The organism is Krasilnikovia sp. M28-CT-15 (assembly GCF_047159595.1).
Classification (GTDB): domain Bacteria; phylum Actinomycetota; class Actinomycetes; order Mycobacteriales; family Micromonosporaceae; genus Actinoplanes.
In genome coordinates, this window is the sequence record NZ_BAAGAK010000001.1 from 1,559,810 (window position 1) to 1,582,428 (window position 22,619).

At 68.1% G+C, this 22,619-nt stretch carries 19 protein-coding genes, 2 tRNA genes and 2 pseudogenes; 10 read left to right on the forward strand and 13 right to left on the reverse strand.

Annotated elements, in window-relative coordinates; all coding sequences use genetic code 11:
- The first annotated feature begins 40 nt into the window (after window positions 1-40).
- Both orn and ACMCNO_RS07485 read left to right on the forward strand, forming a co-directional pair.
- Entirely contained in the window at window positions 41-631 is a 591-nt protein-coding gene (gene orn / locus ACMCNO_RS07480) for an oligoribonuclease (RefSeq protein WP_412748671.1), read from the forward strand.
- 130 nt (window positions 632-761) lie between these two features.
- Window positions 762-837: transfer RNA gene (locus tag ACMCNO_RS07485), tRNA-His, on the forward strand.
- A gap of 66 nt (window positions 838-903) precedes the next feature.
- Here ACMCNO_RS07485 and ACMCNO_RS07490 read toward each other — a convergent pair.
- The 3 genes from ACMCNO_RS07490 to ACMCNO_RS07500 all read right to left on the reverse strand — a co-directional run bounded on the left by ACMCNO_RS07490 (window position 904) and on the right by ACMCNO_RS07500 (window position 4,035).
- Entirely contained in the window at window positions 904-1,293 is a 390-nt protein-coding gene (locus tag ACMCNO_RS07490) for a hypothetical protein (protein ID WP_412748672.1), read from the reverse strand.
- An 89-nt stretch (window positions 1,294-1,382) separates the two neighbouring features.
- Window positions 1,383-2,618 (reverse strand): Ig-like domain-containing protein, encoded by a 1,236-nt coding sequence (locus ACMCNO_RS07495; RefSeq protein WP_412748673.1) that lies wholly within the window; start codon window positions 2,616-2,618, stop codon window positions 1,383-1,385.
- A gap of 196 nt (window positions 2,619-2,814) precedes the next feature.
- Window positions 2,815-4,035, reverse strand: coding sequence for an Ig-like domain-containing protein (locus ACMCNO_RS07500; RefSeq protein WP_412748674.1), 1,221 nt, complete (start codon window positions 4,033-4,035; stop codon window positions 2,815-2,817).
- Window positions 4,036-4,187: 152 nt separating this feature from the next.
- Here ACMCNO_RS07500 and ACMCNO_RS07505 point away from each other — a divergent pair.
- Window positions 4,188-4,260: transfer RNA gene (locus tag ACMCNO_RS07505), tRNA-Lys, on the forward strand.
- 516 nt (window positions 4,261-4,776) lie between these two features.
- Here ACMCNO_RS07505 and ACMCNO_RS07510 read toward each other — a convergent pair.
- The 4 genes from ACMCNO_RS07510 to ACMCNO_RS07525 all read right to left on the reverse strand — a co-directional run bounded on the left by ACMCNO_RS07510 (window position 4,777) and on the right by ACMCNO_RS07525 (window position 7,846).
- Window positions 4,777-4,908: a hypothetical protein gene (locus ACMCNO_RS07510; RefSeq protein ID WP_412748675.1), complete on the reverse strand. Its 132-nt coding sequence runs from the start codon at window positions 4,906-4,908 to the stop codon at window positions 4,777-4,779.
- 67 nt (window positions 4,909-4,975) lie between these two features.
- Complete coding sequence (locus tag ACMCNO_RS07515; protein ID WP_412748676.1) at window positions 4,976-5,959, reverse strand: hypothetical protein; 984 nt, start codon at window positions 5,957-5,959, stop codon at window positions 4,976-4,978.
- On the reverse strand, window positions 5,956-6,495 hold the full coding sequence (locus tag ACMCNO_RS07520; RefSeq protein ID WP_412748677.1) for a hypothetical protein: 540 nt from the start codon (window positions 6,493-6,495) through the stop codon (window positions 5,956-5,958). Before ACMCNO_RS07520 ends, ACMCNO_RS07515 begins: the two co-directional genes overlap by 4 nt.
- 64 nt (window positions 6,496-6,559) lie before the next feature.
- Entirely contained in the window at window positions 6,560-7,846 is a 1,287-nt protein-coding gene (locus tag ACMCNO_RS07525; RefSeq protein ID WP_412748678.1) for an IS256 family transposase, read from the reverse strand.
- 245 nt (window positions 7,847-8,091) lie between these two features.
- On the opposite strand from ACMCNO_RS07525, the gene ACMCNO_RS07530 reads away from it, so the two are divergent.
- Window positions 8,092-9,108 carry an IS110 family transposase gene (locus ACMCNO_RS07530; RefSeq protein WP_412747779.1) on the forward strand — a complete coding sequence of 339 codons (1,017 nt, stop codon included), beginning with the start codon at window positions 8,092-8,094 and terminating at the stop codon, window positions 9,106-9,108.
- 113 nt (window positions 9,109-9,221) lie between these two features.
- On the opposite strand, the gene ACMCNO_RS07535 is transcribed toward ACMCNO_RS07530, so the two are convergent.
- Window positions 9,222-9,626, reverse strand: coding sequence for a hypothetical protein (locus ACMCNO_RS07535; protein ID WP_412748679.1), 405 nt, complete (start codon window positions 9,624-9,626; stop codon window positions 9,222-9,224).
- A gap of 471 nt (window positions 9,627-10,097) precedes the next feature.
- Between ACMCNO_RS07535 and ACMCNO_RS07540 the strand changes: the two genes are divergently transcribed.
- Entirely contained in the window at window positions 10,098-10,607 is a 510-nt protein-coding gene (locus ACMCNO_RS07540) for a hypothetical protein (protein WP_412748680.1), read from the forward strand.
- Between the two features lie 402 nt (window positions 10,608-11,009).
- Here the strand turns inward: ACMCNO_RS07540 and ACMCNO_RS07545 are convergent, their stop codons facing one another.
- Window positions 11,010-11,303, reverse strand: a complete 294-nt coding sequence (locus tag ACMCNO_RS07545; protein ID WP_412748681.1) for a hypothetical protein — start codon at window positions 11,301-11,303, stop codon at window positions 11,010-11,012.
- A 265-nt stretch (window positions 11,304-11,568) separates the two neighbouring features.
- On the reverse strand, window positions 11,569-12,075 hold the full coding sequence (locus tag ACMCNO_RS07550) for a hypothetical protein (RefSeq protein ID WP_412748682.1): 507 nt from the start codon (window positions 12,073-12,075) through the stop codon (window positions 11,569-11,571).
- 548 nt (window positions 12,076-12,623) lie between these two features.
- On the opposite strand from ACMCNO_RS07550, the gene ACMCNO_RS07555 reads away from it, so the two are divergent.
- Window positions 12,624-13,010, forward strand: coding sequence for a hypothetical protein (locus tag ACMCNO_RS07555; RefSeq protein ID WP_412748683.1), 387 nt, complete (start codon window positions 12,624-12,626; stop codon window positions 13,008-13,010).
- Between the two features lie 90 nt (window positions 13,011-13,100).
- On the opposite strand, the gene ACMCNO_RS07560 is transcribed toward ACMCNO_RS07555, so the two are convergent.
- Both ACMCNO_RS07560 and ACMCNO_RS07565 read right to left on the reverse strand, forming a co-directional pair.
- Window positions 13,101-13,940, reverse strand: coding sequence for an ABC transporter permease (locus tag ACMCNO_RS07560; protein WP_412748684.1), 840 nt, complete (start codon window positions 13,938-13,940; stop codon window positions 13,101-13,103).
- Window positions 13,941-13,964: 24 nt separating this feature from the next.
- On the reverse strand, window positions 13,965-14,882 hold the full coding sequence (locus ACMCNO_RS07565) for an ABC transporter ATP-binding protein (protein WP_412753649.1): 918 nt from the start codon (window positions 14,880-14,882) through the stop codon (window positions 13,965-13,967).
- Window positions 14,883-15,083: 201 nt separating this feature from the next.
- Between ACMCNO_RS07565 and ACMCNO_RS07570 the strand changes: the two genes are divergently transcribed.
- The 3 genes and pseudogenes from ACMCNO_RS07570 to ACMCNO_RS07580 all read left to right on the forward strand — a co-directional run.
- The gene (locus ACMCNO_RS07570) at window positions 15,084-16,178 is read left to right on the forward strand and encodes a sensor histidine kinase (RefSeq protein ID WP_412748685.1); all 1,095 of its coding nucleotides are present in this window, start codon (window positions 15,084-15,086) and stop codon (window positions 16,176-16,178) included.
- Window positions 16,175-16,513, forward strand: a pseudogene (locus ACMCNO_RS07575) (response regulator transcription factor); the annotation flags it as partial. The gene ACMCNO_RS07570 and the pseudogene ACMCNO_RS07575, both read left to right, overlap by 4 nt.
- Window positions 16,514-16,645: 132 nt before the next feature.
- A pseudogene (locus ACMCNO_RS07580) lies at window positions 16,646-16,825 on the forward strand (IS256 family transposase); the annotation flags it as partial.
- A gap of 114 nt (window positions 16,826-16,939) precedes the next feature.
- Here ACMCNO_RS07580 and ACMCNO_RS07585 read toward each other — a convergent pair.
- Window positions 16,940-18,175 carry a hypothetical protein gene (locus ACMCNO_RS07585; protein WP_412748686.1) on the reverse strand — a complete coding sequence of 412 codons (1,236 nt, stop codon included), beginning with the start codon at window positions 18,173-18,175 and terminating at the stop codon, window positions 16,940-16,942.
- Between the two features lie 293 nt (window positions 18,176-18,468).
- Between ACMCNO_RS07585 and ACMCNO_RS07590 the strand changes: the two genes are divergently transcribed.
- A complete protein-coding gene (locus ACMCNO_RS07590) occupies window positions 18,469-22,608 on the forward strand; it encodes a LamG-like jellyroll fold domain-containing protein (protein ID WP_412748687.1) in 4,140 nt (1,379 codons plus the stop codon).
- Window positions 22,609-22,619 lie beyond the last annotated feature (11 nt).

Here is a 22,619-nt window from a genome sequence, read left to right on the forward strand (position 1 = left end):
CGGCGCAGCGCGTTGACCGGCCGACGCGTAGGCTGTCCGCGTGGCGGATCTTCTGGTGTGGATCGATTGTGAGATGACGGGTCTCGACCTCGGCAAAGACGCGTTGATCGAGGTGGCCGCGCTGGTTACCGACCCTGATCTCAACGTGCTCGGCGAGGGTGTTGACCTGGTGATTCACGCCGACGACGCGGCACTCGACGCCATGCCCGAGGTCGTCCGCGACATGCATGCCAAGTCCGGCCTGACGGAAGAGGTGCGCCGCTCCGCGATCACGATGGCGGAGGCGGAGGACGCCGTCCTGACGTACGTGCGTGAGTTCGTGCCCTCTCCCCGCACCGCGCCCCTGTGCGGCAACTCGATCGCGACGGACCGGGGCTTCCTGGCGCGCGACATGCCGACCCTCGATGCGTACCTGCATTACCGGATGATCGATGTCTCCTCGATCAAGGAGCTGTGCCGCCGCTGGTACCCGCGCGTGTACTTCGGTCAGCCCACCAAGGGCCTCGCTCACCGCGCTCTGGCGGACATCCGGGAGAGCATCCGCGAGCTCGAGTACTACCGCCGTACGGTGTTCGTTCCCCCACCCGGACCGGATGTGGAGACGGCCCGGGCGATCGCGGCCGAGCTGTAGCCGGATACGCCCGTCGGACCCGTGTCGAGCACTCGGCGAGCCACGCCGGGAACCCACTCGACGGGCGTCCGGTGCGTGTGGCTATGATTGTCCGGCGCGCGCCGCGGTGAATGCCGCTGCACGGGGCATGGTGGTCGTAGCTCAGCTGGTAGAGCACCGGGTTGTGGTCCCGGATGTCGCGGGTTCGAGCCCCGTCGATCACCCCACCTGGTCACATGTGACTGCGAATCAGGCCCGGTCCCAGACCGGGCCTGATTGCTGTCCCGGTGCCCTTATCCGGCGGTCTCCAGGCCCGAGTCGATGCACACCGCGGACATCTCGGCGCCCGCCGCGCTGACCGCCGCCACCGCGTCGGGCTCGTTCTCGGTGCCGTGTGCCGCCACCGCGGCGGCGTACGCCTCCCCGAGCCTGCGCGCCGCGTCGGCGACCGGGGCGTCCGCGGTCCTGCTGGTCGCCACGATGTCGTCGACGACGCCGGGCTCCATCAGGGTGCCGTCCGCGATCGCCCGGGTCAGCTTGGTGCAGGTGATCGTGCCTGGCGGGTCGTCGACGGCCGCGCTGGCGCTGGATGGCGCCGGCGTGGTGGCCGGCGGCGGCGACCCGCCGCCGCAGCCGGCCAGCAGGAGCGCGAACAGCGCGACAGCGCCGAGTGACCGCGACATCAACCCAGCGTAGGTGCACCCGGGGCGCCGCGGCCGGAACGCCGCGGGCCCCGGCCGTGTGACGACCGGGGCCCGCGAGGTGCCGTGGATCAGGACAGCGCGCTGCCCTTCTTGTACTGGTCCCAGCTCATGTTCCAGTCGGTCCAGCCGTTGCCGTTCTTCAGCGGGCTCCCCGTGCCGCTGACCGTGACGGGGTCGCCCATCATCGTGCGGTCGAAGAGCCACTTGGCCATCTTCTCGCTGACGTTGACGCAGCCGTGCGAGACGTTCGTCCGGCCCTGCACGCCCTCGGACCACTTCGCCGCGTGGATGAACTGCCCGCTCCACGTGATCCGCTGCGCGAAGTCGATGTCGGTGCGGTAGCCCTTCTCCGGGCCCAGCTCGGCCATCGTGTCGAAGACGGTGTGCTCCTTCTTCTCCATGACGACCATCGTGCCGCTCGAGGACGGGGTGCTCGGCTTGCCGAGGCTCACCGGGATGGTGTTGATGACCTTGCCGTCCTGGCGGACCGTCATCTGCTTCGACTTGTTCTGGACCGTCATGACGAAACTCCGGCCGATCTTGAGATCGACGCCCAGGTCGGAGCGGCCGTACCAGCCGTCGCCCATCGGGAGGCCCGCAAGCTGGACCCGGTAGGAGACCTTGCTGTACGGCTTCCAGTACGTCTTGGGCCGGTAGTGGATCTCCGTGGGGCTGATCCAGTGCCAGGTGCCTTCCTGCTCCGGCTCCGCCTTGACGGTCATCCGCTTCTCGACGTCGCCGCGGACGTTCTCCGGCACGGAACGGCCGAAGCGCACGATCAGCGGCATGCCCACGCCGACGACCTGCCCGTCGCCGAGGAAGCTGGAGACCCGCACCTGCTTCGACGGCTTCGCCATGGTCTTGAACGTGGCCGTCGTGGTGCCGGACTTGCCCTCGGTCGCAGTGCCGGTCACGGTCACCGTGTACGTGGTGTCGTAGTTCAGCGCCTTGGCCGGGTGGAAGACCTTCGCGTCCTTGTCCAGCTCGCCCTTGACCGCGCCGCCGTCGGAATCCTTGACCTCGACCGAGGTGTTCGCCGGGTCCTCGCTGTCGTACTTGATGTCCGTGATCGCCACGACGTCCTTGGCGTCGGGCGCCGGTGTGGTGACCGCCACGGTGCTCTGGGTCGGGGCCGGGGACGGGGACTGGGCGTTGCCGCCGCCGCCCTGCGAGCCGTTCTGCCAGGAGGGTGACTTGTCGCCGCTGCATCCCGCGCTCAGGAGAACGACACCGGCCGCCAACGCGGCCGCAGCTGCCCGCCATGGCCGCCGGGCGGCGCGGGCGGCCGGGCGGGCTGTATTCATGCCCGTCGACCTAACTCGACTCGTACCCATGTTCTCCCCACCCGTGATGTCGTCCGGCGCCCATCTTCTCTCATGAATGCCGGGTCACCAATCCCGGATTCGTGCCGTGGTGGGGCCGTCCGAGGGCGCAAATCGGCCGCGACCACCCATTCGGCCGCTCGGCCGCTGATCTGTGCCCCGCGCGGGGAGGATCAGGTCACCGAAGATTCGCGGGGACCGGAAGCGCGCTGCCCTTGATGAAGTTTTCCCAGCTCAGGTCCCATGCCGTCCAGCCGTTGCCCTGGATCAGCTTGTCGCCCGTGCCACGCACCGTGATCGGATCGCCGATCAGCGTGTGATCGAACAGCCACCGGGCGTTCGAGGGGGAAACATTGACACAACCGTGCGAAACGTTTCGGTGACCTTGCGCACCCACCGACCAGGAAGCCGAGTGGACGTACTGTCCGCTCCAGGTCAGTCGCTGCGCGTAGTCGATGGTCATCTTGTAGCCGTTCGCGCCGTCGGTGTCCGTCGTGTCGAACACCGTCGACGTCTGCTTGTCCATCACGACCATCGTGCCGCTCGAGGACGGGGTGCTCGGCTTGCCCAGGCTCACCAGCACGGTCCGGACGACCTTGCCGTCCTGCAGCACCGTCATCTTCTTGGTCTTGTTCTCGACCTTCATGACGAAGTTGCGGCCGATCTTCGCGGTGGCGGCCCGGTCCTGGCTGCCGTAGCGCCCGCCGCCGGTCGGCAGGCCGCCCACCGCGAGACGCACCTTGAGCTGGGTGCCGGGCTGCCAGAACTGCGGCGCCCGGTAATAGGCCTGGGTGCCGCTCGAGGTCCACGACCAGGCGCCGGGCTGCGGCGGGTCGGTCTGCACGAACATGCGCTTCTGTACGGCGGCCCGGTCCTTCTTCTTGATGCCGGGGTTGAACTCGGCCACCACCGGCATCGCCACCCCGTACGTGTGGTCGTCGAAGAGGTACAGCCCCGTGCCCGTGCGGCGGGCCGGCTCGGCCATCGTGGTGAAGGTGGTCGTCGCGGTCGTCGTGGCGCCGCCCGGGTCGGCGGCGGTGACCGTCGCCGCGTACCGCTGCCTGTGCTTGAGAGGCTTCGCGGGTACCCAGGCCGAGCCGTCCTCGCGCAGCGTGCCCGGGATCGACCCGCCCTTGGCGTCGCGCAGCGTGACCGTCTTGACCGTGCCGCCGGCGAGCTTGAGCCCGATCTCGGTGCTGATGGGCAGGTCCTTCGTGCCCTTCGCCGGCGTGATGGCGAGCTCGAGCGGAACGGTGGCCGCCACGGGCTGCGGCACGGTCGTGGGGGGTGCGCTCGATGCCTGCGGGTCGCGCGCGGCCTCCGCGCCCCCCGTGCATGCGGTCAGGGCGAGGACCGCCACGACCCCGACCGCGACCAGCGAGCGCTGCCTGCCACCCATGTCATCCCCGTTCTCGACCTTGCGCGGACATCCTGCCTCATCCATGCAAGATGTGGGGGCCGGTTGTGGATGACGGGCCGAGGCGATCATGCGGGGATACCCGTTGGAGTGGGGGTTCGGCCCCGTGCTATCGTTTCCGTCGTTGTCAGCGAGCGCCGCTAGCTCAACTGGCAGAGCAGCGGACTCTTAATCCGCGGGTTGTAGGTTCAAGTCCTACGCGGCGCACAGTTGATCAAGGCTCTGATCAGGCATTTTGTGCTTGATCGGAGCTTTTTTCATGTCCCTTGTGGACGTTTGCGTGATCCGTGCGTGATCTATAGATACTGATACGCCCCGACAGGGGGCGGCATCCTGCTGAGCAACAGGACGCTCAGCAGAGCCAACCGACGGTCGCACCCGCTACTCCTGCACAGAAGCGCAGCACCATCACGTCCGTGATCGAGTCCACCACCAGCGCCGCCGCGTACATCGCAGTGCGCGCCAGGCACACGCTCGGCGATCACCCGATCGAGTCCGATTGACGCCGGCGCCAAAGGCCGCCGGGGCCGACGAGCTGCTCGCGCTCGGCGAGGGCGGGGGCCGGCTTCGCCCGGCACGTCTGGTCGTACGACACTGTCGTCGAGTTCGGCTGGCGAGCCGGGCGCGGCACCTCGGTTCCGCGCGACAGCAGCCCGCCAGCGCCACGCGGACACTGCGCATGATCCGCGGGTCAGAACTTAGCGGCGACCCATGCCGCCCTGGTCAGATTCCGCAGCCTTCGCTGTGGGCTTCGGCCAAGTTGGCGGTCCGCTTGGGCGCCGCACGGATCGCCGACATATGGCGCTGATGCGCCGGGGGCGTCTCGGTACCCACATCCGCGATATCGGCATTCATCCATCAATTGTGTCACACCACGACCGGTATTTCGCCTGGTAGTGACCGTGCCAGCCGCTCCGGGCAGTCACGCCGGCCACCGGCGACGGTCCCGCAGTTGCTGGTCGAGCTTGTGGTGCCACGCCTGGCGGTGGGGGTCGTCGTGTCCATCGGCGCCGAGTGCCACGACTGGATCTGTCACCTGGTAAGTGACCCGGTAGGCCAGCAGCGAGGTAGCCAGCTCGATCCACGCGGCGACGTCTTCGGCGAGCGGCTGGTGGCCTAGGACCAGCGTAAGCCAGGGCGGTAGCAGCGCGCCCTCGGCCACCGCCGTGTCGAGCCGGGCGCGCAGCACATCCCGCAGCCGGGCCCTGGCGGCTTCGCCGGTCATGACCTGTGGCCCGTGGACTTCCCGGTGCTTGTCGTCCAGGTTCAAAGCGCGGCGGGCGTCGTCGGCGGCCTGTCGCGTCGCGGGCAGCCGTCCTCGGTAGCCGGTCAGGCGCTTGGCCGCCGCCCGGTACGCGTCGCCTGCTTCGCGGTACTCGATGCTGCCCCGTGGTCTGTTCGCGAGCGTGGCGCTGAGCTGCAGCGCGAGCGCGGTGTCCTGCTCGATGTTGCGCTCCAGCTCGCCCAGTTGGTCGATGCGCGACTGGTGCGCCATCCGAACGGGCTGGCTCAGTAGCACCGCTGCGGACTGCTGCCCTCGGCGGGCGCGGTCGGCCAGCTGCCGCAGATTGTCGTCGACCGCGTCGAGCGGCGCCGCGGCGATGTCGTGCTCGGCGCGCAGCCGTCGTTCCATCCACCCGACGGTCGCGGCTAACGCCTTCACGGTCGCTGCGATCCGGGCGATGTCGTCGTCGATGCCTTCCTGGAGGTCGTCGTGCGCCTCCCGCAGTTCCTGCTGGACGGTTTCCAGCGCGTCGACCCGGTTGTCGACCTCGTCGACGCTGGTGTCGAGGTCACGGTGCCGGTCCTGCAGCTCGTCGAGGTCGGAGGCGATCGAGGACACCCGCTGCTGCAACCGTTGCAGGGTCTGCTCCAGCTGGGAGCCGTCGTAGGCGGTGTAGGTCACTGCGCCTCCTCGGTCTCGGTTTGCCCGCCCAACCAGAACCCGGCCGTCAACCCCAGGAGCGGAATCAGGGCCAGCAGCCAGAACGCCGACAGCAGCCCGGCGGTGACCACGACCACGAAGGCGGCGGCCAACGCGACGATGACCGCGCCGACGGCCCGGCCTCGGTGCCCGTTGGTCGGTTCCTGCCCCTCCAATCCGGCTATCAGGCCGGCGATGCCGGCCACCGGCAGCACCGCGATCAGATACCACCAGCTGAGGTGGTGCTGCAGCATCCGCGCGATCTGGATCAGCATCATCATCACCACCGCGATCCCGGCCGCGGCGTACACGATGATGCTGCTGAGCCGGCGCCGCCGTTCCTCACGCATCCGGGGCAGCTGGGCCTCGAAGTCCAGCAGTGCCTTCGTCGCGGCGAAGACCGCTCCCCGTTGCGTACCGCCGTCATCACCGGCCGCCGCCAGCTCCTCATGCCGCTGCTTCAATACCTGCTGCAGCCGCACGGCTTCGGCCGCATCCGCCTGATCCGCCTTACCCACTGCCGATCCACCCCGCTCACACGTCGTGGTGGGACTATCTCGCTAATGGTGTTTCCGGCGGTCTTCAGTAGGTCTCAGCGGCCGGGAAGCGATCGCTGAAGGTGATGGCGAAGGCGTTCAGGGCGGGTTTCCAGCGCATCGTCCATCGGGTTCGGCCGGTCCCGGTCGGGTCCAGGGACCGGGTCACGAGATACAGGCACTTTAGCGCTGCCTGTTCGTTCGGGAAGTGGCCGCGGGCTTTGATCGCCCGCCGGTAGCGGGCGTTCAACGACTCGATCGCGTTCGTGCTGCACAGCACCTGCCGGATCTCCACGTCATAGTCGAGGAAGGGGATGAACTCCGACCAGGCGTTGTCCCACAACCGGATCACCGCCGGATACCGGCCGCCCCACTTCTCGGCGAGGTCGTCGAAGGCCGCCCGTGCGGCAGTAGCGTTGACCGCCGTGTAGATCGGCTTGACGTCGCGTTTCAGCTCGTCCCAGTACTTGCGGGAGGTCAGCCGGAACGTGTTGCGGATCAGATGAATGATGCAGGTCTGCACCACCGTGCCCGGCCACACGTTCGTAACCACCTCCGGCAGCCCCTTGAGCCCGTCGCAGACCAGGAAGAACACGTCCTTGACACCCCGGTTACGCAGGTCGGTCAGCACGCTCATCCAGAACTTCGCGCCCTCGCCACCGGTGCCGGCCCACAGGCCGAGGATGTCCTTGTCCCCGTCGAGAGTGACCCCGATCGCGGCGTAGAACGGCCGGTTCGCGACCTGACCATCGCGGACCTTGACCACGATGGCGTCGATGAACACCGCCGCGTAGATCGCATCCAGGGGCCGGTGCGACCAGTCGGTCATCTCCTCGATGACCTTGTCGGTGATCCGGGAGATCGTCTCCTTCGACACCGACGCCCCGTAGATCTCGGCGAAATGGGCACTGATCTCGCCGGTGGTCAAACCTTTCGCGTACAGCGACAACACGACCTCGTCGACGCCGGACAACCGGCGCTGCCGCTTCTTGACGATCTGCGGCTCGAACGTGCCCGCCCGGTCGCGGGGCACGTCGATCGCGACATGGCCGGTGGCCTCGGTCAGCACGGTCTTGGACCGGGTGCCGTTGCGGATGTTGCCCGACCCCGCACCGGCCGGGTCGTGCTTCTCGTAGCCCAGGTGCTCGGTCATCTCCTCGTTCAACGCGGTCTCGAGCACCGTCTTGGTCAGCTGCTTGAGTAGCCCGTCTGGCCCGGTCAGCGCCAGGCCCTGTTCCTTGGCCAGCCGTACCAGCTCCGCGGCGGCCTGTTCCTCCGCCGACGGCTCGGGCCTCTTCTTCCGTGGGGTCACATCGTTCAGTGTCGCGGTCATCACGGCACCCTCCTCGCCGGGCTACGCCCGGCGGGTCAGGCCGAAAACACCGTTAGATCCAGTGTCAACCTTGGACTGTCTGGCGGGCTCGCTCCACCTGTTTGTTGCCTTCGTGGCTGTTGTAGGTTCTGCGGCCCGCCAGACCTCAAGGACCGGCCGGTATGGCTTGAGAGGAGCGTGTCAGCGCCCGACTGGGACATGCCTACCGACCGGCCCGCGCCCCTCGGTCAAGGAGACGCACTTCCATGGTGGTCATCGGCATCGACGCGCACAAGCGCACCCACACCGCCGTCATCATCGACGGCAACGGCCGGCAAGTCGCGGTCAAGACCTGCGGATCAACCAGCAAAGATCACCTCACGCTGCTGCGGTGGGCGGCCAGGCACGACCCCGACCGCGTCTGGGCTCTCGAGGACTGCCGCAACATGACCCGCCGCCTCGAACGCGACCTACTCGCCGCTGGCGAACGCATCGTCCGTGTCCCGCCCAAGCTCATGGCACACGCCCGCGATGCCGCCCGCACCTACGGCAAGTCCGACCCAATCGACGCCCTGGCCGTCGCCCGCGCCGCGCTCCGCGAGGACGGACTACCCGTCGCCCACCTCGACGGACCCGACCGCGAGATCCGCCTGCTCGTCGACCACCGCGAAGACCTGATCGCCGAACGCACCCGCGCCGTCAACCGCCTCCGCTGGCACCTGCACGAACTCGACCCCGAGTGGGATCCGCCTGCCCGGTCACTGGACCGGGCCAGCAACCTCAACCGAGTCCTTCACCGGCTGACGACCCTGCCCGGCACCGTTGCCCGGCTCGCCGCCGCGCTCGTCGAGCGATGCCGGCAGCTGACCGACGAGATCAACGCCCTCGGGGCGGAGATCAGCAAACTCGCCCAGCAACTGGCACCCACACTGATCGCACTACCTGGCTGCGCTGCGTTGACCGCCGCGAAGATCCTCGGCGAAACCGCTGGTATCGCGCGCTTCCGGTCCGCGTCGGCCTACGCCCGCCACAACGGCACCGCCCCGCTTCCTGTCTGGTCGTCCAACCGTTCCCGGCACAGGCTCAGCCGCACCGGGAACCGCCAGCTCAACGCCGCCCTGCACCGCATCGCGATGACCCAGGCCCGCTGCCACCTGCCAGCACAAGAGCTGATCGCCCGCCGCAAAGCCGGCGGCGACGGCGGCATGGAAGCCCTTCGCGTGCTGAAACGACGCCTCTCCGACGTCATCTACCAAGCGCTACGCGCCGATACGGCTGCTTGACAGAGGAGCAATCCACAGTCCCGTCGTGGTCGAACGACTACAAAACGACGGATGTCACTGTACTGGGAGGGTCCGACACTCTGAACCACGAAACGCTGACGGCGACTGGCAACTCATTCGCCAACCTGCAGGTCATCATGCGTCGGTTGTTGTCGATGCGCGTGGATGGTCTTCTGCAGGACGGAGACATCGACGCCGTTGGTGGTCAGGATCCCGTTGCCGACGAACCACCGACAGGTATGGATGAGTCCGTCGATCGAGTTGACCCAGTCCTGCTCAGCGTTGGCGTCAACGATCTCGGTCCGGGTCGGGTCGTCGGTCCGCCCAAGCCAATGCAAGGTAGACACAGCCCCCTGCCGAAGCTGCACTCGCAGCTGGTCGTTGGTGGGCTCGGTGGTGCCGATCATGTGCATGATCCGCTCAGCGAATCCCCGGCTCCAGCTGTCGATCTCGTCGAATGGCGGCCGCTTGAACAGCAGCATGTCGAGTTCGGCATCGGATTTCGGTACAGGCATCATCGCCGTCCGCCTTCGTCATGTGGCGGCTGGTCGGCCGCTGCACATCTGGTCGCAATGCGGCGGGGTCACGCCTGATCGGTACCACGTCCGGTAGTGGCACCGTCAGGTCCTGGCTCGGCCCTGTCAACGGCGTGCTGTCCTGCGACCGCAGACCCCAACCCAGCGAACCAATCCACGAAGAGGCAATCGCCTTGGCCTGCACCAAGTAGTTGGCAGGGCGCCTTGCGACGCCGGGACGATTGGTAAGGATCAGTGTCCTTTTGCCAACGAGGTTTGTCCGTGCCAGTGAAGAACGTGCGACGTGGGGTTCTTGCCAGTGAACTCTGTCCGTGGCGGTGCGCGGCCGAGGCTCGTTCGGGGCGGGGCGAGGCGGGGCGGGGTGGTGTTGGGGTTGATCGGGTTCAATACTGTCCTGGCGTGACGGTTGCAAGCAAGGAGAGCCCAGCCTCCCGGGCACACGAACGTGGTTTGATGGCGCTGATCCTCGGCTTCTTCGCCGCTAGCTGGTTCGGCTGGGCGCAGGCGACGCCCACAGGGTTCAAGTCGTGGCTTGCTGGCGGGGCTGTCTTGTCGCTGCTGATCTGCGCCGCCGGGTTGGTGCTGGTGGTCCGCAACAAGCCGTCGCGGCGGCTGGACCCGTCAACCAATCGCCGCTACGGGATCATCGTGGGCATCGAGTTCACCCTCTGTGGTGCGGGGTCGGCCGTGCTGGGCGTCGCCGGCCTCGCTCAATTCATTCCTGCCCTGGTGGCTGCAGTGGTGGGGCTGCATTTCATCCCACTCGCGCCGGTGCTGCACGATCCGCCGCTTGTGCCGCTCGGTGTCGCGGTGACCGCAGTCGCGGTGGCCGCAGCGATCGGTGAGCCGACTGCCGGCATCGCGCCGAGCACGATCGCCGGTAGTGGCACCGGCACAGCTCTGCTGGTGTATGCGGCAGCCGCGCTGATCCGGGCCTGGGTTGGGCGCGCACCGATCGCGTGATGTGTCAAGCCGTCAACCCCTTGCTCGGGGCGGCTCAGCCGGCGTCCGTGGTGGTCGAGCCCTCGGTGCTCGCTCGTTCCCGCAGCGGCACAAACCCTCACCGGGGAAGTGTTTGCTGGCACGCGGACACACTTCGATGGCAAAGGACAATCAGGACTGCGGGCTCGGCAACGTCGGACTGGTTCTGACGGCCTGTGTTGGCTCCACTCGGACGGCTTAAGGTTCTAGCGGTCGTCGCGGGGACACCCCTGCCCAGCGGTTCAGCCGACTGCTCGCCGAGGCCGCATGGTCAGGTAGCTGAGGATGGTGATTGCGGCGGCGAGGGTTTCCGAGACTCGAAGTCACCCGGCCGAGGAGCTGATCGATAGATTTCCAGAGAATCTTCGATAAAAGCATTTGCAGTTATCCGTCCACCTTGCAATTTGCTTCCGGCGACAGCCAGATCACCAGCGGGTTGGCCGCAGCGCTGGTTGCGGCCTGAAGACCTGCGGACGGGGACGTCTGGAACGCGGACACAGTCACCCTGTCCACCAGGCCGGTCGGGCGAATCGCGGTCACGATCGCGTCGCAAAGGCTCAGCCGGTCGTCTTGGGTGGTGGTGTCCGTCCAGACACCCACCTGGATGACGGTGCCGTTCCAGGACCGCGACGAGACATCTTTGCCGAATTCCGCCTCGTTGAGGATGTCCTCCAACATCGAGACGCGGCCCGCTGCGCTGAGCTCCGGCGACGTTCCGTCTGACGGTTTAGGGGACACGGCGGCACACGACGTGGTCCCTGTGCACGGAGACTCCGATTCGCCCGCCGTGCACCCGCCAAGCACGCCAGCGGCGAGACCTGCAGATGCCAAGACGGCATACGGCAACTTCATGATCGGCTTCCTTCGCGGCGAGTAGCAGTGGCCAGCACCGTCTGTGCGCGGCTTGGCGCACCAACATCGTGCAGCGCGTCTGTCAGGTCCGCTAATAAAACGCCGCATCCTGAGGTCTAGAGCTGCGAAGAGTACAACGCAGGCATCTGCTCAGGTCCACGACCAGCTCGAGGACCCGCTGTCCCCGCGCCCATGCCGCAACCCGCGCGGGCTCGGTAATGGCGAATCCAACCGCAGTCCGGCCGCCGACCGCATAGCTGAACTGGGAGCCATTGAGGCCCCAGAAGACGCTGAGCGCCGGGCCGCGTGCACAGAACGGACGGAGCACCTCGATTCGCGACCCCTCGAAGCCGTTCGGTTCGACGGCGACCTGCCAGTCGCCGACGCCGCGCACGAGGACGGTTTTCGGGACGGCGCTGTAGTGGTAACCGGACAGCGCGGCTTCGCTCTCCTCGATCGTCATCACCGAAACGTGCGCCGGGTCGCCACCGAACGCCGAGATCACCGTGTCGGCGTCACCTTTGGCGAAAGTCACGCAGGCTGCCTCGCCCAGGTGCCACACCAATTCGCGGCCGCGGGCGACCGCCTCATCGCTCACGCCCTGACGATATCGGCAGGTGCGGAATGTCCGCCGGGAAACCACGTCAGGGAGGGCGGGAGCAGGAGATCCTTGCGGCTTGCCGGGCCTAACCGGCACTCAAGATTGCTTAACTGGTGCCCGCCTGCCGAGTTGCCCCCAGGTCTCGCAGGGCAGCGTGCGGCCGCGAGCTGTGTGCGCAGGTCGGTCACCTCCTGGAAAGGTCGCGGTTGCGTTGATGTGCCGCTTCCGGGCGCGCGGCGACGCCGACGCCATCCCTCTCGCGGTGCGCTACGACCCGGCCGAGAAGACCCACGGCCCGGCGCTGCCGCACCTGTTCGCCCGCCGCGTCGACGCCCGCCAAGAGGTCCTGTCCGCGCACTACGTGCGCACCGTGCTCATCGCCACGGGCGACCGGCCTCCGCGACGGCGACGCCCCGATCACGTTCACGCCGCACGACTTCCGGCGGCTGTTCACGACCGAAGCTGTCGGCGCCGGCCTGCCGCTGCACATCGCCTCCGCCCTGCTCGGCCACCTCGACCTCGACACCACCCGTGGCTACACCGCCGTGTTCCCCGACGAGGTGATCACCCGGCACCAGCAGTTCATCACCCCTCGCCGGGCGCTGCGCGACGCCGCCGAATACCGCGAGGTCACCGCGGACGAGTGGGCCGCGTTCGAGAAGCACTTCCAGCTACGCCGGGTCGCCCTCGGCGACTGCTTTCGCCCCTACGGCACCCCATGCGTACACGAGCACGCCTGTATCCGCTGCCCACAGCTGCGCCTGGACCCCGCCCAGACGCCGCTGCTGGACTCGATCGAGGCCAACACCCACGCACGGATCCGCGAGGCCGAAGGCAAGCAATGGCTCGGCGAGGCTGCCGCGCTGCGAGAGACACTGCACCACATCGGCCGCAAGCGCCTCCAGCTCGGTGCCCCCACATCGCCTACCTGACAGGGTCGACTAGGTGGGCGTGAATGTCGGTCCCGTTTCTCCGTCGGACGGAGTTCCGGGCTCGCGGACTATTGGTCGCGGCGTTGCACGCTAATGATGGCGACGAGGATCGACGTCGCGGTCCAGGCGGCGTAGACGGTCCACGCCCCCCCCGACGGTCCACGGGTAGTGCGACAGGGTGGCCGGTCCCGAGCCCGGTTCGAGTTCGGTGAGCCGACCCCAGGCCACTCGCGGCATGGTGTGGGCGAACACGGCGGCCCAGTATTTGTCGTCATTCAGCGCCATCGGCAGGATCACCAGGCCAAGCGTTGCGGTGACGAGCGTGGCGGCGGTGGTCCGGATCAGCGCCCCGAGCCCCATGCCAATGAGCGCCGACAGCGGCGCTAGCAGGGCCGACCCGGCGACAAGTCGCAGTGCGCCGGGCTCACCGATGGAGATTCCGGCGTGCCGCCCCGACAGGATCGCCTGGGTGGCCCAGAACGACAGGCTTGCGACTAGGACGCCGAACACGGTCGTCACGAACCCGATCACGACGATCTTGGCGGTCATGACAGCGCCGCGAGACGGCACCGCAGCAAAGGTGGTGCGGTTCAGTCCGCTGGTGTACTCGCCGACGATGCTGATCGCGCCGAGCGAGCTCATCGCCAGGATCACCAGCGTCGCGGCGAGCGAGATGAACGCGTCCCAGGCCGCCCATCCGGGTGCGAAGGCGGCTTGCGTGGTGGCATCGTAGTCGGGAAAGTTGCGGTAGTCGGCGTAGGCAGCGTTGACGTTGGCCGCCACGACGCCCAGCGCGCTGAGTAGCAGCACCCAGACCGTCGAACGCAGCGACCAGAGCTTCATCCACTCGGCGCTGATCAGGTCGATGAAACGGGCGCCCGGTTCGGCCGCCTGCCGAGTGGCGTTTCGTGCGGTCGCAAGCTCGGTCATTGACACTCCTTGGGGAGATTGGCTTCACGCGTCGTGAGCGGCGTACTCGACGCTGTCTGCCGTGAGTTCCATGAACGCGGCTTCGAGTGAGGCGTTGCGGGTGGACAGCTCGCGCAACATCACGCCGTGCTCGAAGGCGAGCTCGCCGATCCGATTTCGGGTCAAACCGGTAACCTCGAGCAGCTCGATCCCATCCCGGTCAGCCTGGGCCCCGGCCTCGCCGAGGATCGCAACGAATCGATCCACGTGTGGGGTGCGGACCCGTACGCCGGGTCGGGTGCCGCGGGCGGCGAACTCCGCCAGGCTTTCCGCGGCGATCAGCTCACCGCGGCCGATGACCACGAGTTGGTCGGCGGTGTTCTCCATCTCGCTCATCAGGTGGCTGGACACGAACACGGTGCGGCCATCGGCGGCCAGCTGATGGAACAGGTTGCGCACCCACCGCACACCTTCGGGGTCGAGGCCGTTGAGCGGTTCGTCGAACAGCAGCACCGGCGGGTCGCCGAGCAGGGCGGTGGCGATGCCGAGCCGTTGTCGCATGCCGAGCGAGAACGTGCCGATGCGCCGGCCTGCCGCGCTGGAGAGCCCGACGAGGTCGATCACTTCGTCGACGCGGCGTTGGGTGATGCGGTTGCTGCGGGCCAGCGCGGACAGGTGTGCGGCCGCCGTGCGCCCGCCGTGGACGTCGCCGGCGTCCAGCAGCGCACCGACGTGACGCAGGCCGCGCGGCAGATCGCGGACGTCGCGGCCGTCCACGGTCACGCTGCCGCTAGTCGGGGTGTTCAGGCCGAGGATCATCCGCAGGGTGGTGCTCTTGCCAGCTCCGTTGGGTCCGAGGAATCCGGTGACATGACCGGGCCGCACGGTGAAGGTGAGACCGTTCACGGCGGTCTTGTCGCCGTAGCGTTTTGTCAGGTTCGTGGCTTCGATCACGCGACTCATCCTGGTTGCGCGGCGCCGGCGGCACATCCACTCCGGAATGCAACCTGGCAGGCCGGCATAGACCCGGGGTGTACAACCGGGGTCGGACGACGCCTGCATCGCAGCGCTCTACCCTGGTCGCATGTCAGCCGCTGCGCCGCCGCCCTCGCTGTTCAGGGCCTGTCCCCGGGTGCGTGGACGGCCCTGAGCTGGTTCCTGGCCGTGGCGTACTCGCTGCTCGCCTCGCTCCGGCTACCCGCGGCGGCGGGGATGGTGTTCGACCACTCCGACCTGCGCTGGCTGGTGCTGGGTGGTGCGACAGCGCTCACCCTGGCGGGAGTGGCGGCCCTCGTGCGGCGACCGGTGCTCGCGGCGGTCCTGTTGCTGGCCGGCGGGGTCTGCGGTGCGGCCATGGGCGCTCCCGCGGACCTCCCGCTGGCGCAATTCCTCGCGTTCGACGTGGCCCTGGGGTGCATCGCGGCAGCTCACCCCCGGCGCACCGCGATCGTCAGCGCGATCGTGGCGGCCGGTCTGTTCCTGGGGTACCAGGGCATCCGGCTGGTCACCGGGTGGGGGGTCGCGGTGACGGAGACGGTGCTGCTGACGTTCGCTGCGGTCGTCGCCTGGCTGATCGGCCGATCGGTGTACGACCGTCGTGAGCACGCCGCGGCGCTACGGGCCCGGGCAACCACCGACGCGATCAACGTCGAGCGGCTACGCATCGGCCGGGAGCTGCACGACATGGTCGCCCACAACATCGGGATCGTCGCGTTGCAGGCAGGTTCGGCGAACCTGGTCATCGACACCCAGCCGGCCGTGGTCCGTCAGGCCCTGCTCAGCATCGAATCCGCCAGCCGGGAAACGCTCGCCGGCCTGCGCCGGATGCTGGTGGCGCTGCGCGAGGCGGACCCGGAGCAGTCCGCGCCCACACCGGGCCTCTGCGACGTGCAGCGGCTGGCGACGGCGACCAGCGATGCGGGGCTGGCCGTCGATCTGCGCTGGGCGGGTGAGCGCCGTACGCTTCCGCCCGAGGTCGAGGTCTCGGCGTACCGGATCATCCAAGAGGCGGTCACCAACGTCGCACGGCACTCCGACGCCCGGTCCTGCCAGGTATCCATCGACTACCAGGACGACGAGCTGGTGATTGAAGTGCTCGACGCCGGAACAGGGGTCGGCCGCGGCACCGGCGGCGGGTACGGCCTCATCGGCATGCGCGAGCGCGTCAACCTGCTGCACGGCGACTTTTCCGCCGCACCCCGCCCGGAAGGCGGCTTTCGCGTGGCGGCCCGCCTGCCGACGCTCGCGAGTGCCCCATGACGATCCGGGTGATAGTCGCCGACGACCAGCCGCTGATCCGTACCGCGTTGCAGACATCGGTCGCCACCGTTGAAGACATGGAAGTCGTCGGTGAGGCGGGCACCGGCGCGGACGCCGTACGCCTGGCCGAGCGCCTGTGCCCCGACGTGGTGATGATGGACCTGCGGATGCCGGGGATGGACGGCATCGAGGCAACCCGCCGCATCGCCCAGGGCTCCACGGGCGCCCGGGTACTGGTGCTCACCACATTCGACGATGACGAGAGCGTCTATGGGGCGCTGCACGCCGGCGCGTCCGGCTTCCTGGTCAAGGACATGGCGGTGCCCGAAGCCCTGCTGCACAAGTTGGAAGTATGCGGTCCGCTCCACAGCGAGCCGCTTCGCTCCCTGCGGCTTCCGGCTCTCCCGGATCTTGAAGTCCATCGCACCCCTTGAGCTGGGGTGTGGCAACGTTCACTGGAATCCAAGGTCCGGGCACGCGGTCATTTCCCGACCGAGCAGGCCGCGTTGAAGTGCCTGTACCTTGTGACCCGCAGCCTGGACCCCACCGGGGCCGGCCGCGCCCGATGGACGATGCGTTGGAAGCCAGTACTCAACGCCTTCGCCATCACATTCGGTGACCGCTGGCCGGCCGCCGAGACCTACTAACCGAAGACGCCGAAACACCGTTCGCGTTACGGACCCTGCCCGCGGGCTGAACGGGAACGATCTGCCACCCGGTTGAGTCCCAGAGATGCGCCAGGACCCACAAAGTCCTCGGATTCAGAAGGAATGGGTCCAGGTGAGGTTGAGGTAAACGCTCCAGAACGCGCAGAACACGGCCATTCCGCCGATCACGACGTAGGGGATGGTGCGGTTGCGGCTGCGGACCATCGCGTACGCCACGGGCAGCAGTAGCGGAAACGCCGGCATCAGATGGCGCGCCTTCGCCCAGTAGAAGCCGTCGCCGGTCAGCACGATGGCCAGGCAGGCGCCGGCGTACACCAGCAGCGGCCAGGGGAGCCGTTCCCCGACGGCCACGATGAACAGCAGCGTCGCCACCAGCAGGACCACGGTGACCTCGGCGAACTCCACCGACTCCTTGCCGAGCAGGGTGTTGGTGACACTCTGGCGGGTGTAGCCGCCACCGTCGAACTTCATGTTCCAGGCGACGTTCTGCACGTAGAAGTAGCCGTCGGCGCGGCCCAGACGCACGCCGACCCAGGCGAGATACCCGAGCAGGCCCACCGGGGCAAGCAGCATCGCGCACCATGCCCGCCATCGGGCCGGTTCCCGGCACACCTGAACCAACGCGGCGAGGCCGACCGCGAGCACCAGGGCCGCCGCGGTGGGCCGGGTCAACCCGGCCAGCACGCACAGCACCCCGGCGGTCAGCCAGTTGCGGCGCAGCACCGCCAGCAACGCGCCTGCCGCGAGCGTGGTGAACAGCGGTTCGCTGTAGCCCATCGACTCGACCACACCGTGCGGCAGTACGGCCCAGAGGGCGGCCAGCAGCACGCCGGTGCGGGGGTCGCGCAGGTGGGCGCCGATGCCGTACAGGGCGGCGGCCGCGGTGAGCCCGCACGCCCAGGCCACCAGCAGCAGGGCGGTGGTGATGTGGATCGGCAGCAGGAACTTCGCCGCCGCCACCAGAGCCGGATAGAGCGGGAAGAACGCGAGGTTGGTGAGCTCCGGATCGCCGTCGGAGTCGAGGGGGATCGCCTCGTCGTAGCCATGCTCGGCAATGCCGCCGTACCAGACGGCGTCCCAGTTCGTGAGCAGCGTGCGCAAGGTGGGATGGTCCGGATCGGCGTGCGCGTACACGTCGAGCACCAGCAGCGTGCCCACGCGCAGTGCCAGGTACAACGCCACCGCCACCAACAAGCCGCGCAGCCAGAGCCGCTGCCGGCTCGTGCCACACCAACGCAGCGTCGCCAGCAACGACATACCGGACCTCTCGGGCGTTCGCTGCTCCGGAATCGTGGCCGTCGCGGTTGACTCCGCCTGATCTGTGGTCACCCGGGCCACTCCTCGCCACGCACGTCAGGGACATCGATCAACGGTGCACCGTACCCGCTGCCGACTTTGCGTGGAAACGAACCGGTGCTCTGAGGCGGGCGAGCCTCGAAAAGACCGGACACGTTCAGCGGGCGGGGGACGTCGCCGACAGCCTCCTCGCTTCGGTGATCATCACTATTGACGGGCATCGACTAGGCCATCTACGGTCGGTCTGCACGCTTGCTGTGCGGGGATCTCCGTGGCGGGACGGACCTGCCCCCGGCAAGCTTCTGTGGCTTACGGGGGAGATTCTGATGTCGATGGCGCGTGGCCGCATTGTGCTCGGTTCAGCCCTAGCTGTCTTCGCGACGTCGCTCTGCGTCGTTGCGCATCCGGCGGACGCGCAGGCGGCCTGTCCCGCGGGAGTGGCCGCCGACCAGGCCCCCACTGCACAGACGGAGGCGTCGGCGCAACGGCTCGCGGTTGCCTGCGCTAAGCCGGTCGAGGTGCTCGCTGGGGCGGATGAGACGACCAAGGTGATGGCGCTGCCGTCCGGGGACTTCACCTTGGACAGCTATCTGGAACCGCAGCGGGTGAAGCGCGGAGATCGTTGGTTGGACCTCGACACGCGCCTGGAGAAGGCCGCCGACGGTCGATACCGGCCCCGGGCCGCGGCCGATGTGTCCTTCTCCGCTGGTGGCGGCACCGCTCCATTTGCGACCTATCGTGAGGGCGGTGCGGACTTCACGCTCAGCTGGCCTACCGTGCTGCCACCCGGTGTGGTGTCGGGTGATTCGGTCACCTATCCGAACGTGTACCCGGATGTCGACCTGGTGGTCCGGGCCGTTGCGGGTGGGTTCTCGCACGTTCTCGTGGTCCGGACGCCCGAGGCGGCGGCGAATCCCGCGGTGCGTGAGTCGTCGTACGTGATCGGGGGTTCGGCTACCGTTTCGGCGACGAACGACGAAATCGTCATTAAGGGTCCGAAGGGTGTGGTGGCCGGGGCCCCGCGCCCAGTGGCATGGGACTCGAACCGCACCGCCCCGGCGCCGATCAAGGCGTTGCGCAGCGCGCCGCCCGGCGTGGCGCCGCCCGTAGCGCCGGCGGCGCCGGTGGCGGACGCCTCGACTGCACGTGCGCCCGGAGACCTGGCCCGGCGAGCCGACCTGGATGTCCGGATTTCGGAGGGGACGCTGAAAGTCCGTGCCGATGAGAGCCTCTTGGCTGCCGCGTCGGCGTTCCCGGTCTACATCGATCCGGTGTATTCGAAGTACTACCAGAAGTGGATCCCGGTCTCGAAGCTTAATCCGGACTCGAGGTGGACCTCCGGTGACAGCTATCCGCGAGACGTGATGAGGGTCGGCTCGAACTGGGACAACCACTCCGATGTGTGGCGAGCTCACACGCAGTTCGACATCAGCATCCTGAAGGGCAAGCGTCTGATCAAGACGCCGAGCGTGGACGCCTATGTGGTGCACACAGGTGCGTGCGCCGGGGAGTCGCTGGAGCTTTGGCAGACGAACGGGCTCGACGGCGACAACCTCACGTGGAACGGCATGAAGGACAAGTGGCTGCACGGTGACCCGTTGCAGACCAGGACGGTCAAGGCGAACTCCGGGTGCAGCGGTCAAACGCCGAATTGGGTCAAGTTCGATGCCTCCGGGATCGAGTCCAACGTGCAGCGGCACGCGGACGCGGGCTTCACGACGATCACCTTCGGGCTGCGGGTGCCGACTGAGAGCGGCGGCCACTGGGTCAAGGTCGACCGTGACAAGGTCAAGCTGACCGCCGAGTACCAGTCGAAGCCCACCTCGCCGGTCGCGGCGCGCTCGGCTCCCGGCGGCGCCTGCAACCACAGCTCACCGGGCCCGTGGATCAACGACAGCACGCCGACGCTGTACGGCACGGCGACCGACGCGGACAACTCCGTGCGGATCGTGTTCGATCTGACCGGACCCACCAGTCCCGCCGACTTCACCTCGCGGGCGGTCGCCTCCAAGGCGGAGGGGGACTGGACGACGCCGACCCTGGCCGATGGCAGCTACAAGTGGCGGGTCCAGGGCACGGACGGCACCGACTCGACCGCCTGGACGGACTACTGCTACTTCCGCCAGGACCACACCCCACCGACCTTGCCGGAGATCACCCGCACCTCGGGCCAACCGGTACTCGGCCAGCCCGTGACGCTGAGCTTCTCGTCGACGGACGCCCTCTCCGGCGTCCAGCGCTTCGAGTACGGCGTCGGCGTGGACACCGGGGAAAGGAGCGTCAACGCTTCGTCCGGGAAGGCGAGCGTCACGTTCACCCCGGACTCCGGGCGCACGCAGATCTACGTCTGGGCCACGGACAACGCCGGTAACCGCTCCGCCCGGGCCATCTATAACGTGTTTACCGGCCGGGTCACGCCGATCGTGCCGATGGGCGTCTGGCGATTCTCCTCTGACCTGCGCGACGACTCGGGGACCACGGACGACTCCGGCAACAAGGACGTGCACGCCGACGAGAAGGATCTGCGCTGGAGCGGATCGCCCGGCCCGACATACACGGCCGACCACCTGGGTAAGGGCGGGGCGGCACTCGAATTCAACGGCAACACCTGTGCGTCCACGATGCCGGTGCTGCGCAGCGATGTGGAGTTCACCGCGGCGGCCTGGGTGAAGCTCGGCGACAAATCCACCAACCGTACGGTGCTGACCATCAGTGGTGCCGACGCGCCTGCCTTCATGCTCGGCTACCACGCCGGTACGGACCGGTGGGAGACGGCACTGACCGACCGCGATAGCTCGTCGGTCGGCTGGACGGCCGCCCGGAGCACTACGTCGCCGCCGCTCAACACCTGGCAGTACGTGGCGGCCAGCGTGGACCCGGTGGGCAAGGTGCTCCGGTTGTACGTGGACGGCAAGCTCGTCGCCGAGACGGCGATCTCCTCCGTCCCATGGCGCGGCGAAGCGCACACGCTGATCGGTTGTGGCAGGTACGGGACTACCACCTACCAAGAGATGATCGGCGCCATCGACCAGGTTGGGATGTGGAGCGGTCTGCTCAGCGAGGCTCAGATCGCGGCGGCTGCCAACGAGTTGCCGGCCGGTGTGTCCGGTGCGTGGATGTTGCGTAAGACCGGCGCCGATGACTCCGGTCACGGATATGATCTGAGCGTCCCGGAGCCGGTGGTGGCTGAGCCGAACGATCCCGACGTGCCCGCGCCGGCGGCCCCCACGGCATGGACCGGTGACCAGTACGCCCGGCCCGAGTCTGCGTGGTATCTGACCGGCGACCGATGCGCGACCAGCGCGCGTTCCGTGGTCCGCAGCGACGAGTCGTTCTCCCTGGCAGTCTGGGCCCGGCTTGACGACACGAAAGGGATGAATCAGACGATCATCGGTGCGGACGGCAACCGGGTTAGCGGCTGGTTCTTCGGTGCCCGGGCAAACGGGCAGGGCGTGCCGTTCTGGTCGCTGATGATGAAGGCCTCCGACGACGAAAAGTCCTCCTCGGATTGGGCCTATTCCACGACGGACGCCTTCGCGGCAACCGTCGGCAAGTGGACCCACCTGGTCGGCACCTACAACGCCACCACCAAGACCATCACTCTGTACGTGAACGGTGAGAAGGTCTCGTCCGTGGGCCGCGGCGGCACCAACTGGGCCGCGTCCGGCCCGCTTACCATTGGCTGCGGGAAGTACGCCGGGGTGCCCGCGGACTACTTCCGCGGCGCGATTACGGACGTCCGGGTGTGGCGCGGTGTGCTCACCGATGCCGAGGCGACCGCGCTCAAGGGCGCGAACCCGCCGGTGAAGCTGGAAGGCATGTGGCCGTTGGAAGGCCCGGGCAGCGATGAGCCCACCAACTTCGAGGACCGTTCCGGCAACTCCCGGCATCTGAGCGTCGCGGGTGCGTACAGCTGGGAGCGGGACCGTTTCGCCACCCGCCAGGGCGCACTGGGGCTGGCACTGGCCGAGGGATCCTGCGCAGAGACCGGCGGTCCGGTCGTGCGCACCGACGGCTCCTTCTCGGTCGCCGCGTGGGTCTCGGTGGACGACCTGTCGGGTACCCGCACGGTGGTGTCGCAGCCGGGTGCGGTCCAGCAAGGGTTCCGGATCGAGTACGACGGCACGGCGAACCGGTGGCGGGTGGTGATGCCGCAGAGCGACTCCAGCAACGCGCCGCTCGTCGCGGTCAGCTCGCTGGACGCGCCGGCGGCCGGCACCTGGACGCACGTAGCTGCCGTATTCGACCTGCCGGCGAAGAAGCTGCGCTTCTATGTCGACGGTGAGCCGCAAGGGGAGGTGGCGGTGCCGTCCGCACCGTGGCATGCCTCCGGCCCGTTGACCGTCGGCTGCACGGGTTCCACCGACGGCCGTCGGTCCAACTACCTGGGGGGCGTCGTCGACGACGTCCGGGTGTGGAGTTCCACGGTCGACCCCGACCTCTTCGGCACGTTCGCGCACGCCTGATCCAGGAGAGA